The following is a 13436-nucleotide window of genomic DNA, read 5'->3' as shown; positions in this document are numbered from 1 at the left end:
CAAAGTCTTAAAGTCCAAAGGCAAAATGTGTCAAGCGACTTTCGACTTTCGACTTTATGACTTTCAAACTAAAACAGTATGAAACTTACATTAAAAATATGGCGTCAGAAAAACGCCCAGGATAAAGGGGGAATTGTTGATTACCCAATCGACGGAATCGAACCAGATATGTCTTTCCTTGAAATGCTTGATGTTCTTAACGAACAATTAATCAATAAAGGAGAAGAGCCGGTAGCATTTGACCACGATTGTCGTGAAGGAATTTGCGGAATGTGTTCTTTATTCATTAACGGAGAAGCGCACGGACCAGACAGAGGTGTAACAACTTGTCAATTACACATGCGTATGTTTAAAGATGGTGATACGATTTTTATCGAGCCATTTAGAGCAAAAGCATTCCCGGTAATTAAAGATTTAGTGGTTGACAGAAGTTCTTTTGACAGAATTCAACACGCAGGAGGATTTATCTCGGTAAATACTTCAGGAAATACAATTGATGCCAATACAATTCCGATAAATAAACACGATGCAGATAAATCATTTGATGCTGCTGCTTGTATTGGTTGTGGAGCTTGTGTTGCAACTTGTAAGAACTCATCGGCAATGTTGTTCGTTGCTGCAAAAGTTTCTCAATATGCATTATTACCACAAGGTAAGATCGAAGCTGTTGATCGTGTATTAAACATGGTTCACCAAATGGATCACGAAGGTTTTGGTAACTGTACCAACACCGGAGCTTGTGAAGTAGAATGCCCTAAAGGTATTTCTCTTGAAAATATAGCACGTATGAACCGTGAGTATTTATCAGCAAGCTTACAAGGATAATTAAATATTATATTTAGTTTATATAAACGCATTCATTAAGTTGAATGCGTTTTTTTTGTACTATTTTTACCGCACCTAAAAATAATATACACCAAAAACAAATCTTATTAAATGAAAAGAATTTTACTTATTGTAATGCTTGCCTTAAGCGTTCAAAATTATGCTCAGGTAGCAGTAACTGCTTCTGAACGTGGCGCAAATGATCCCTTTGAAAAAGGAGAACTGGAAAAATTTAAAAGTACAACAACAGTTTTTGTTTTGCCTCAATTGAATAAAAAAGAAGATTATGAAAAAATCCTGAAAGAAGTCTGGACCGTTACTCCTTATAAGGTTGTTGACTTTAAAGATTTTGTAATGCAAGATTATTCTGATGGTAAATATTCAATTGCAAAATTCATTGGAGATATTACTATAAGCGGAAAAGGCACTGTTTATATTCATACTAATTTTGCCATACGAATTTTGGATAAAGAAAAATTCGATAAAGGATTTGCTAAGCTAAAAGCAGATGATAAGAAATATAATAGAAAATTGGGTGGGCTTTTCAGAGAACATCTAACTTATATCGCAAGATTCCCGCTTAGCGTTAATAATAAATTTTTAGTAGACGCGATGGCAGGAGCCAGATCAGATGATAAAATTGCTAGTTTGTACGATAGAATGTATACAGAACAAAGTTTTACAAATACTAATTTGGGAATGTTGAAAAACTATTTTCAGCAAATAAATAAAATAATCAGTGAAGGGGGACATTCCGGACTTTACGATGATTTTGTCACTCCGGAGGTTAAAAATCTAAAAGACATTACACTTTATGTCCCGGAAGCTTATATGATGGAATATAATCCATGGAAAGGAACTGAAAAACTTAGAGATGAAAAGGATCTTAAAAAGCTTGTAGAAGATTACAAATACAAATATCAGTTTATTAAGGACGAAGATTTAGAAAAGAAGATTATTAGTAACGAAGATATATTCTATTTGCGATATGTAAGTATGAACGGAAATAAATATTTAGACGTTGTTAGTGCTAAAACAGGGATTTCGGTTTATTATTTTTATGGTGCAGGTTTTGCATATAATTTAAAGGATGACGATTTTAAAAATATTAGTAAAGCAATATCTAAATAAATTGAACAGTAAAGACGCATTCGCTATGGCAAATGCGTCTTTTGTTTTTATTGATAATACAATTGTGAAGCGCTTATTTCGAGTTTTTCTTTTCCTTCCTGCTGGATAAAACAGTTTAAAGTAGTTCCTCCAATCTGATCAAAATAACTGATATTGATTTTATGGAAACCTTTTTCGAGTTTCACGGCTCCATATGCTTCATTGAGCCAATGAATATAATCGTTATTCACAATTAATTCATTGTCGATAAAAAGCTTCGATCCGTCATCTGAAAGCGTTGAAATCGTGTAATTTGCCGTTTCCGGAATATAGATGTATCCGTCGAATTTTATGCCGATATAACGCTCTGTTTTTGATTTCCATTTTTCACTGCTTATGGCGCCTTCAAAAATCCCTGAATTTACAGGTTGTACTAATTCTAAATCTTTTACTTGCTGGAATAAGGTTCCGGTATAATAATTAAATTTCAAACCTTTCTTGGTTGGTTTTACAGCTAAAGCCGATTTTAATTCCGGATTTCGAACCAATATTTTATTGATAGAACTTCTTCGACCGCTTGGGCTGATTTGAACTGTTTTTATAATTCTAAATTCTCCTTTCGGAATGTTTATCGTTACCGGTTTGGTGTAAAGTTCAGCAGTTTCATCTGGATTATAGCCATCTATCGTATAAAAAATTTGACCGTTTTTGATTGTTGGTTTTAGATCCAAAACATATTTTGAGGTACTTAAAGCAGTTTCATTTGACCCAAAAGGTGTTGGGACTTTATACAATCTTTTTTGTGCTTCCAGTTTTTCTAAATGGTGCGGAATTCTGTTCAAAATAAAATTGTTGTAATTTTTATTCTGAGGTTCCGTCCAGGCAATTTCTGCTAAAGCAAAAACTCGCGGATAAATCATATAATTTAATTTAGCAGGACTTGTCAAATATTCTGACCAAAGATTAGATTGCACGCCCATAATGTATTTTTGTTCCTCAACGGTTAAACTATCCACCGGCGTTGGATTGTAATTGTATATTTTTTCAACAGTCGTTAATCTTCCAATTGTTAAAGGTTCGTTTGGTGAATATCCCTGATTATAATCTAAATATAAAACTTGTTCAGGATTCATTATTACATTGTGTTTTTGTCTTGCAGCACTAATTCCGCCCGCTTCGCCTCGCCATGACATTACAGCTGCGTTTGGTGCTAATCCGCCTTCGAGCATTTCATCCCAGCCCAGAATTTGTCTTCCGTTTGCATTTAGGAATTTTTCTATTCTGGTAGTGAGATAGCTTTGTAATTCATGTTCGTTTTTCAAGCCAAACGCTGCGATTCTTTTTTGGCAATTCGGACATTCTTTCCATCTTGTTTTTGGGCATTCGTCTCCGCCAATATGAATATATTTGCTTGGAAATAAAGCCATAACTTCCGTCAAAACATCTTCTAAGAAAACAAATGTTTCTTCTTTTCCGGCGCAAAAGATATCTTCAAAAACACCCCAATATTCAACTACTTTGTAATTTCTGTCTGGAAAACAGGATAGATTTGGGTAAGCGGTAACTGCTGCTGTTGCATGACCGGGCATTTCTATTTCAGGAATAATATTTACATAATGATCTTCGGCAAACTTCACTACGTCTTTGATTTCTTCCTGGGTATAAAATCCTCCGTACGGATTTCCGTCAAAAAAATAGGGTGATCTTTCGAATTTATTTCCCACTAATGTTTGTGCTCTTTTAGAACCTACTTCGGTTAATTTAGGATACTTTTTAATCTCAATTCTCCAGCCCTGATCGTCAGTTAAGTGCCAATGAAAGTTGTTTAGCTTATAACTGGACATTTGTGCGATAAAATCTTTTATAACATCAACAGAGAAAAAATGACGACAAACATCCAGATGAAGCCCGCGATAACTGTACCTGGGCTCATCTTCTATAATTACGCAAGGCAATTTTATTTCCTGATTTTTTGGTTTGTTGGGCAAAAGCTGCAAAAGACTCTGAACGGCGTAAAATAATCCTTCTTCACTTCCGGTAACGGTGATTTTTTTGGGAGTAATAACAATTTTATATGCTTCTTTTTTTAAAGATGTTGATGGATTTTTAGCAATGAATAAAACTTCAATGTTGCTTTTTTTGTTAGAAGTATTCGAGCTTATAGCCGACTCAAAAATAGCTGCTGTTTTTTGCTCCCTGGGACTAACTTTATTATTCTCAAAAACAACTTTTATTTTTCCGTTTAAACGAATACTATCTCCCGTTGCTTTATACGAATTTGGAGCAGGAATTATAGTGGTATTATCCGAAGAAGTTTGAGCGTTCCCAAAGGAATAACAGAATATCAAAAAGAGAAATATACTTTTGTGCATGGTTGCTTTTTTGGTTTGTTAAACAAATTTATGTTTTGTATGTTAAGGTTGCGTTTTTTTTGCAAAACATATTGGTCTTTAAATGTCTTTAAAATAGCGTAATTAACTTTTTTATCACTTTGCGTTGTAATTTGTTTCGCAATAATATTGCATTTATTGTTTACATTTGTTCCAACAAAAACATATTTGCATGAATACTGAGAATGAAGTGGTGAATTACACCAAGGAAGAGCGTAAAAATCTTATTCTAAAAGAGATAAACTTGCATACTCGTGTAAGTTTTGAAACACTTTCGGCAAAATTATTTGTTTCAGAAGATACTGTCAGACGTGATATTAATGAACTTGAATCAGAATCTTTATTGATTAAGGTAAAAGGTGGTGCGATGACAAAAGCCTATCACCATTCTTCGGCCAATAATCAAACTTATGCAGGCGAATCAAAACAAATCATTGCGCAAAAAACGTTAGGTCTGCTTCATGACGGAATGGTTTTGTTAATTGGCGGAGGAACTACCATTCGCGAATTCATTAGATTGATTCCTGATGATCTAAATCTTACCATTTTTACTGTTACGGTTTTATCAGCTGTTGAACTTTTGGATAAACCCAACGTTAAAATTATTATGATTGGCGGCAGCATTTCTTCATACAGCCAAATGTGTGTGAGCGGAGATGTTTATAACCAATTGGCGAATATTAAAGTTGACTTATTAATATTAGGAACCAATGCTCTTGATATTGAAGGTGGTTTCTCAGACTCTGATTGGGAAACGGTTCAGGTAAAAAAAGCAATGATTCAGGCTTCTGAAAAAACAGCAATTCTGACTATTTCTGAAAAACTCGATACAGTTCTAAAAATGAAAATTGCCAACTTATCTGAGGTTGATTACGTTGTCACAGAAGTTGATCCAAACAACGAAAAATTACAATCGTATAAAAAGGCAGTTCCAAGTTTAGTTTTTATTTAATATTAATATCCGTTGAGAATATTAAATTAAACCAAAATAATATAAAAAAGGTTGCCACGAATTTCTCGAATTACCGCGAATTATTTTTATTGTACAGATTAAAAATTTGTGTAAATCTGTGAAATTTGCGGTTAGTTTTTGAGCAGTCTCAAAATAGAAATTCGAGAAAATTCGAGAAATTCGTGGCGAAAAATCAAGTTTAATATTCTTGGCGTACTATCATAGTATCTAATCCCAATTTTTCATTAAAAAATTAATCCAGTTCTGGTGAAAGATTTTATCTAAATCGTCATCAGAATAGCCTTTGTCTTTAAAAATTAAAACCAGTTTTTGTAAATCAGCAATCGTATCTAAATCATACGGACCTTGTTCTGTGCCAAAAGCGCCGTCAAGATCAGAACCAATACCAATATGATTGGCATTTCCGGCCAATTGGCAAATGTGATCCATGTGTTTGAAAACACTTTCAAGATTGCAATTCGTACCTTTTGGCGTCGAAACGCCTCTTTCCCAATTCGGGACTAACATCCATGCATCTAAAGCACCGCCAATAACGGCTCCTCTTGAAATTAATGCCTGAATCATTTCATCGCTATATTGACGGTTGTGATCTACCAGACTTCTGCAATTGTTATGACTTGCCCAAACTGGACCGTTATAATGATCTAAAGCCTGCCAGAAAGCATCATCACACAAATGTGTTGCGTCCAGAATGATATTCAAACGTTCCATTTCTTTTAATAAATCAAGACCGTTTTGATTCATTTTTCCTGTTGCATCTGTTCCGTTTGCGTAACGTCCCGGCCCGTAATGCGCAGGACCAATGGCGCGCAATCCGTAATGGTGCGCTTTTTCTAAATATGAAACATCAATAATAGAATCAGCACCTTCTAAACTTAAAATATATCCAATAGGTTTTTTATCGTTTGGCGTTCCGTCATTCCATAAATCAATTTGTTTTTGAAGCGATTTTTTATCGGTAATTGCTGTAATTTCTCCGGCTTCTTCCATGGCTTTGTACCACGCCAGTTGTCCCTGGGTTTGTGCCCAGGCTTGTTCAGGAGAATTCCAACCCGGAATAATACTGTCCGGCTTTACAAATCGTGCAATTTGAGTAGCAACAACAATTCCGATATTGCCGCGTCGTAAATCAGGAAATGAAACTGTGGCGCGTTCTCGATCCGGTTTGTCCGTCATTCCTTTTTCGAGACGGCGCAAAGTGGGAACGTCATTTCTTAAATCTCTATTCCATTCCATCGCATTCATGCTCAGGTCTAAATGGGCGTCTATTATAAACATAGTATTTTTTTTAAGGTACAAAGGTCAAAAGGCTCAGAGGCTCTTTACAAGTGTTATTATGAGGTCTGTTCTCTTTTTCTTCGCTCTATTTTCTTTTCTTTTTTCTTTATTCTCCTTTTTTCTGCTGCTAGATATTAATTTTTCTGCTGCGGGCAATGACTTGCCATTCATCGCAAATTTGATGTTCATGATTTATAACCTGAACCGAATCATATAGGGCGCATGTTGGGCAAACATGATAAGGAATTGCATAAATTTTGTCGCCAATAGCATACTCGTTTTTTCCTTTATTTTCTATAATCAAATGTTCTTCTGAATGAGCTGTTGGTATTAGATTTTCATCATTTAGAATCACTAATCTTTTGTCAATAGGACTTTCAGAAGCTACAGCTTTGTATCCAATATCAATACAAAATGTTGAAGGCGTTGGTTTTGAAATTATGGTTCCAACAATAACTAACGCCGGCTCAAAATTTTGTTCCGGTAAATGAATTTGATAATTTGAATCCCAAAAAACAAAAGTTCCGGGACTGCATTCTACATTTTCTTCAGAGGAGTAAAACGGAAATGTGTTAGAACCTCCGGCGACAATTTTTAGTTTATAATCTAAATTTTGTTCAAGTGCTTCTAGTTTTTCTTTTATAGTAAAAAAGAAGTTGGAAGCTGTAGAAACGCGGTGTTCTAAATCACCTTTTAAATGTCCGTCATAAATATGAATGCCGGCAAAATGAAGATTTTTGAGATGCGTAATTGCAATTATTAGCGCACTCCAATTTTCAGAAGTTGAAATTCCTGTTCGGTTCATTCCTGTATTTAAATCTAAATAAACAGTAAGTTTCAAATCATTTTTCTCGGCAATTTCATTCAGAGCTTTTGCCGAATCAAAATTGTCAATAATAGTCGAGAAAGCAGTATTGGGATATTTTTGAATCAATGCAATCCATCTTTCTTTTTTAGCACCAACAGGCTGATAGGCGAGAAGTACATCCTGAATTTCGTGTAGAGCAGCCAATTCTGCTTCGGCAATTGTCGCGCATTTTATTTTATTGATGTTGTAGGTTTTAAACAAATCCAGAATCTCACCAATTTTATGTGTCTTGATGTGGGGTCTTAATTTTTGAGTTTCGCCTTTTACAGATTCAATCAAGCGCTCAATATTTGCCTGAATACGATCTTCGTAAACAGCTAAAAATGGCGTATCAATGCGGATTTCGGAATTAATTTTCCACCAATTGTCTTGCATAATTTTAGTTTCTGGTTTTTTCTACAACTTCAATTAAATTCTGAAAAGCCTGAAGCGATTGCTCATAATTTAAGTTCAAAAGCATTTCTTTCGAAAATAAATTAGAACCAATTCCCACACAAACCACTCCGGATTTGAACCATGATTTTAAATTGCTTTCTTCTAAAGTCACACCTCCGGTTGGCATAATTTTCAAATTTGGGAAAGGCGCTCTTATCGCTTTTACATATCCGGGACCGCCAATTTTATCTGCAGGAAAAAGTTTTACAATTTCGGCACCTAGTTTATTGGCATGAAGTACTTCATTTAACGTTGCAGCTCCGGGAATCCAGTAAATATTGTTTTTAAAACAGTAATTTCCAATTTCCAAATCAGTGTGAGGACAAACGATACAATCTGCACCTAATTGATGAAAGGTTGCAGCATCATCAACACTTAAAATAGATCCAACAGCTATTTTTACATCTAAATTATTCGCTTTTTTAAAGGCGATCATTTGAGTGAAAACTTCTTTAGCATTATCTGCACGAGCAGCAAACTCGATAATTTTTATGCCAGCATCAGCAGCCGATTGTAATACAATCTGGGCTGTTTCAATATTGATTTGTGTGACTAACGGAAGTACGCCTTGTGCTTTTAAAATGCTGTACATATTCTTTATTTATCTGTTAATTCTATTACTTGAGCCATTTTTAATAAAATGACTTATTTCGTCGAGATTTGTTATGGCAAAATCTCCGTGAATACTTTGTTTGATTACGCCGCAGGCCGTTGCCCATTCGATGCATTCTTGTCCCGATAATTTATTCGATAATCCGTATAATAATCCTGCATTGAAAGCGTCTCCGGAACCAATTTGGTCTGTTACAACATGTATTTTGTGTTCTTGTGTCTGGTAGAAATTGCCTTCATGAATCAGTAATCCTTTATATAAATGTGCCGGACCATCTGATTTTCTAAAACTCATTGCTAAGGTTTTTAGAAATGGCATTTTTACTTTTAATAATTCAAATGTTTGCTGAAAACGATTTTCATCCGATGCTGTAGGATCAGTTTTTATTCCGAAATAAATTTCAATCGCATCAAGATCAGCAACTGTGATTGTGCTGTATTGAAGCAAATCGGGCATAATTTCAGAAGGATGTTTTCCGTATTCCCATAATTTTGATCGAAAATTAAAATCAGAAGAAATCGGAATTCCTTTTTTATGCGCTGAAAGAATTCCTTCTTTACAAGCTAAACCTGCTTCTTCAGAAACTCCCGGACTTATTCCTGACCAGTGAAAATGCGTAACATCGGCGAAAGCCAAATCCCAGTTAATCTGATTTTTTTGAATTGTGGCGAAAGAGGAATTGCTTCGGTCATAAATAACCTGCGATTGTCTGATTTGATTTCCGGCTTCGACAAAATACAATCCCAAACGTTCACCGCCATAAACACATTTTGAAGTATTGACTTTGTATTTCTGAAGTTCGTTTAGTGCCAATTGTGCCAAATCATTTTCGGGTAATCTCGTAATATAATCGGTTTGGATCCCGAGCTGAGAAAGTAAAACACAAACATTTGCTTCTGCACCGCCAATGTGAATTTTTATTTCATTGGCCTGCGTAAATCGGTTTCCATCTGCAACATTCATCCGGAGTAATAATTCTCCAAAAGTTGCAATTCTAGTTTGTGATGTTGTATTCATATTTTTTGTTTTTTGCTGCAGATTTATAGATTCAATAGATTTATAAACGTAACGCTTAATTGTTTTAACACATAGAAACATAGTTTTTGTAACCGCATAGTAGGCGTTTCACTTGCATTAATACACATAGCTATGTGTGAAAGCGAGCTTTTTAAAATGTTCTCTAGATAGGTTACAATAAAATCTATGTTTCTATGTGTTTAAATTTTTTTGCTACAGATTAGTTCTAACCGCAAATTCCACAAATTTCCACAAATTAATTTTCACGTACTGATTTGTGAAAATTTGCGTAATTTGTGGTTGAAAAAATCTTTTTAATATAATTCGAAAACTGCTTCAACTTCAACAGGAATATTATCCGGTAAAGATCCCATTCCTACGGCGCTTCTTACGCCAATTCCATTTTCCTGTCCCCAAACTTCGGCGAACAATTCACTACAGCCGTTTATAACATATGGATGTCTAAGGAAATCGCCATTGCAATTGACCATTCCAAGAACTTTTATAACACGTTTTACTTTGTTGAGGCTTCCAAAATTGGTTACGATTGTAGAAAGCATTGTTAAGCCAACTTGTCTTGCCGCTAATTTTCCATCTTCGATATCCATGTCATCGCCAATTCGGCCAATGATTAAAGATTTATCATCATTAACAGGCCCGTGACCTGAAAGGTATAAATATTTACCATCAACTAAATAAGGTTTGTATATACCAAGCGGCTGAGGCGCCGGTGGAAGAGACAAACCAAGAGTGTCAAATTTTTCTTGTGGTAATAAATTCATGATATTAATGTATTATAGAGTTTAAAATAAAAACGAAAATGATTCCTAAAACAGATACTAGAGATTCCATGACTGTCCATGATTTGAAAGTATCTTTTAGGCTGATATTGAAATATTCTTTGAACATCCAAAAGCTTGGGTCGTTTACGTGTGAGCACATTAAACTTCCGGCTCCTACGGATAAAACCAATAAGTTAGGATCAAGTCCGGTAGTTTGTAGTAAAGGCAGTAAAACGCTGGCAGTCATTAATCCTGCCGCTGTTGCAGACCCAACACAAACGCGTATGATTGCCGCCATTATCCATGCCAATAAATACGGATGAATGTTTATTTGTGTTAAAGTAGCTACGATAGTTTCGTTTACGCCGCTCACGATCATAACTTCTTTTAAACCTCCGGCTCCACCAACAATCAGAACAATCAAAGCCACATCTTTTATCGCAACCGCATAATCATCCATTACTGATGTGATGCTTCGGTTCATTCTGATTCCTAACGTGTAGGTGCAAATCAATAAAGAAATCAGCATAATCATACTTGGCTCTCCGACTGTTTTGCAGATATTAACCAGAGTTTCATTTTTAGAAATCATGGGTAATATAGAAGTCAGCGTTAACCCGAAAACCGGAAATAAAGCAGAAAATAAACTCAGTGAAAAACTGGGAAGTTTGCCTTCGTTGACAACTTCTTCGACATTTAGAATCTCATGATCCGATTCGGTTTTGATGTTTTTTAATAAATTCGAAAATAACAATCCTGCAATAAAAATAGTTGGAACAGCAATGATGATTCCGTAGACTAAAACAAGTCCGATATCAGCATTTAAAATACTACTTAAAGCCATTGGAGACGGATGTGGCGGCAAAAAACCGTGTGCAACTGAAAGTGACGCCAGCATTGGGATTCCCAAATATACTTTTGAAAGCTTAAATTGATGGGCGACTGAAAAGATTAATGGAACTAACAAAACAAATCCAACACTATAAAATAGCGGTATCCCAACAATAAATCCGGTAATCATTAAGCCAAGACGAACGTATTTTTTGCCCGTCCATCCCATAACTGTCCTGGCGATAACATTTGCAGCGCCTGACGAAACGGTAAGTTTACCAATACAGGTCCCGAAAACAATAATCAGAGTAATAGATCCTAACATTTCGCCCAAACCTTTTTGAACGGTTTGTGACAAAGTGTTTATTGGCAGGCCTAAAAAAAGACCTGCTAATAAAGCCGTTATGATAAAGGCAATAAACGGATTGATTTTAAACCACGCAATTTGAACGATTAAAAATGCAATGCATGCCGTAAGAATTAAAATGCTCATTTATTTTTTTAATTAAAAATTAAAAATCTTGAAACCTATATTCTACCAATATGTAATCTCTCCGAGATATTTTTTATTACTCCGTTAGGAGTTAAATATTGGTAGAAGTAGTCCCTACGGGACAAAAAATGGCACAAATAAATTGATTTCTAGCAATATGTAATCTCTCCGAGATATTTTATTACTCCGTTAGGAGTTAAATATTGGTAGAATTAACCAAAGTCGCACCCTACAGATATCCCGTAGGGATTACACTTTTTTTATAACCAATTTTATTATTTATCCCACCAAATTCTTGTTGTAAAATTATCTTCTCCCTGACGTTTTATCGCTTCAGCTAAGTTAGCTGAATTCACTGAATATTCGCTGGTTGGATATTTGAAACGTCTTGGAATTGTGCCGTTTGTAACATTTCCGGGAAAGTTTACAGGAATTAAAACAGGATATCCTGTTCGTCTCCAGTTCGCATAAACTTCTTGCTCATCTACAAATAAGGCAATGTAAATTTGTGTGTGAATCTGGTTCATTTTTACTTCAAATGAAGCTGTTGCATTAAACGGATTTAGGGTTAAATAAGCAGTTGCATCTGTAATTGTATAAGACACTCCATAGATTCCCATGTTTAAGAAAGATGCTTTTATACCTTTTTCATACAAATCTTTATCGGTTTCATTTGTGTACCATCCTCTTGCTGCGGCTTCGGCTAAATATAAATTCGTTTCGGCGTTGCTTATCAATACAAGTGGTGCATCATATTTAAAAACGGTATTTTGATTTGGTTCAGAATAAGTTCCTTGTTCAGCAGCTGTTGGCGCAATTTTAGTTCCGTTAGGAAAACCTTTTTGTATGGCAAGCGTTGTATTTTGAGAGGTACCCTGCCAAACTCCGGCGTAAACACTAATTCTTGGGTCGGCTGTTGCTTTTAATAAATCGATGAAAGTTTTACCTAATTTTCCACCTTCAACATTTTTCTGACCAAAAGATCCAGCGGTGAAATCCTGCTTTCTGGAATCAAAACCAACGGGGTTTCTGTTAATGTCATTTGGTCCATCTGTATATTTCATAATTGCATTATCGGCAGTATTTAAAATTACGCCGCCGGCAATTGCTTTTGTAACCCATGTTTTTGATAAAGCAGGATCAACTTTACTTAATCTTAATCCTAATCGAAGCATTAAGGAATAAGAGAATTTCTTCCATTTTGCAACATCTCCGTCATAGATAAAATCGGCTTTGCCAAAACTTGCTTTTGCAGGATCTAAGGCAGTTGCGGCTTCGTCCAGTTCTTTTAATAAATCTTTGTAAATGAATTCCTGAGTATCATATTTAGGAAGGAATACTTGTGCGCTATTTGCTTTTGCAGCTTCAGAATATGGAATATCTCCGTATAAATCAGTCACTCTATGATATAAATACGCTTTCCAGATTCTTGCAATATTCAGTTTATTACTATCGGTTGGAGAATCTTTTACAGTATTGATTACAATTTCGGTTTCATTTAATGCAGTTGGATATACCTGGTTGAAATAAGCAGAATAATAGACTTCATTACTCAAATACTTATCTCCGGCTCCTGAAGCTTCTTTGTAAGTCGCATAATGCTGAATCATTCCGCCACATTCCAATATATTGGTGGCAAAATAATTATTATTCAAACCGTCTAATTGCGCTTTGCTGAAAATAAAGTTTGCATTTGGTTTTTCAACAACATTTGGGTTGGTATTGATTTCTTCAAAATCTTTGGTACAGGCTGTCATACTTCCTAAAAGTATACCTGAGATATATAATATGGTTAACTTTTTCATGTCTTTTAATTTAAAA

Annotated in this window: 11 protein-coding genes; 3 read left to right on the top strand and 8 right to left on the bottom strand. The window is 35.1% G+C overall.

Annotation, left to right across the window (positions count from 1 at the left end):
* Positions 1-78: 78 nt before the first annotated feature.
* Positions 79-825, top strand: coding sequence for a succinate dehydrogenase/fumarate reductase iron-sulfur subunit (locus ACHRVX_RS06190; RefSeq protein WP_072964183.1), 747 nt, complete (start codon positions 79-81; stop codon positions 823-825).
* A gap of 111 nt (positions 826-936) precedes the next feature.
* Positions 937-1956, top strand: a complete 1020-nt coding sequence (locus ACHRVX_RS06185) for a hypothetical protein (protein WP_395330329.1) — start codon at positions 937-939, stop codon at positions 1954-1956.
* Positions 1957-2003: 47 nt separating this feature from the next.
* Here the strand turns inward: ACHRVX_RS06185 and ACHRVX_RS06180 are convergent, their stop codons facing one another.
* The gene (locus ACHRVX_RS06180; protein WP_395330327.1) at positions 2004-4307 is read right to left on the bottom strand and encodes a family 20 glycosylhydrolase; all 2304 of its coding nucleotides are present in this window, start codon (positions 4305-4307) and stop codon (positions 2004-2006) included.
* Between the two features lie 190 nt (positions 4308-4497).
* On the opposite strand from ACHRVX_RS06180, the gene ACHRVX_RS06175 reads away from it, so the two are divergent.
* Positions 4498-5277 (top strand): DeoR/GlpR family DNA-binding transcription regulator, encoded by a 780-nt coding sequence (locus tag ACHRVX_RS06175; RefSeq protein ID WP_395330325.1) that lies wholly within the window; start codon positions 4498-4500, stop codon positions 5275-5277.
* Positions 5278-5505: 228 nt separating this feature from the next.
* Here ACHRVX_RS06175 and ACHRVX_RS06170 read toward each other — a convergent pair whose 3' ends face one another.
* The 7 genes from ACHRVX_RS06170 to ACHRVX_RS06140 all read right to left on the bottom strand — a co-directional run bounded on the left by ACHRVX_RS06170 (position 5506) and on the right by ACHRVX_RS06140 (position 13420).
* Positions 5506-6576: a dipeptidase gene (locus ACHRVX_RS06170; protein ID WP_395330323.1), complete on the bottom strand. Its 1071-nt coding sequence runs from the start codon at positions 6574-6576 to the stop codon at positions 5506-5508.
* A gap of 127 nt (positions 6577-6703) precedes the next feature.
* Positions 6704-7819, bottom strand: a complete 1116-nt coding sequence (locus ACHRVX_RS06165) for a D-TA family PLP-dependent enzyme (protein WP_395330320.1) — start codon at positions 7817-7819, stop codon at positions 6704-6706.
* Positions 7820-7823: 4 nt separating this feature from the next.
* Positions 7824-8471, bottom strand: a complete 648-nt coding sequence (locus tag ACHRVX_RS06160; RefSeq protein WP_395330318.1) for an aldolase — start codon at positions 8469-8471, stop codon at positions 7824-7826.
* Between the two features lie 9 nt (positions 8472-8480).
* Positions 8481-9509 carry a PfkB family carbohydrate kinase gene (locus tag ACHRVX_RS06155; RefSeq protein WP_395330316.1) on the bottom strand — a complete coding sequence of 343 codons (1029 nt, stop codon included), beginning with the start codon at positions 9507-9509 and terminating at the stop codon, positions 8481-8483.
* Positions 9510-9823: 314 nt separating this feature from the next.
* Positions 9824-10291: a RidA family protein gene (locus tag ACHRVX_RS06150; RefSeq protein WP_395330314.1), complete on the bottom strand. Its 468-nt coding sequence runs from the start codon at positions 10289-10291 to the stop codon at positions 9824-9826.
* Positions 10292-10295: 4 nt separating this feature from the next.
* Complete coding sequence (locus ACHRVX_RS06145; RefSeq protein WP_395330312.1) at positions 10296-11615, bottom strand: GntP family permease; 1320 nt, start codon at positions 11613-11615, stop codon at positions 10296-10298.
* A 275-nt stretch (positions 11616-11890) separates the two neighbouring features.
* Entirely contained in the window at positions 11891-13420 is a 1530-nt protein-coding gene (locus ACHRVX_RS06140) for a SusD/RagB family nutrient-binding outer membrane lipoprotein (RefSeq protein WP_395330310.1), read from the bottom strand.
* Positions 13421-13436: the final 16 nt, after the last annotated feature.

The organism is Flavobacterium sp. FlaQc-47 (assembly GCF_044006475.1).
Classification (GTDB): Bacteria; Bacteroidota; Bacteroidia; order Flavobacteriales; family Flavobacteriaceae; genus Flavobacterium.
This window is presented reverse-complemented; position numbering and strand designations above follow the sequence as displayed.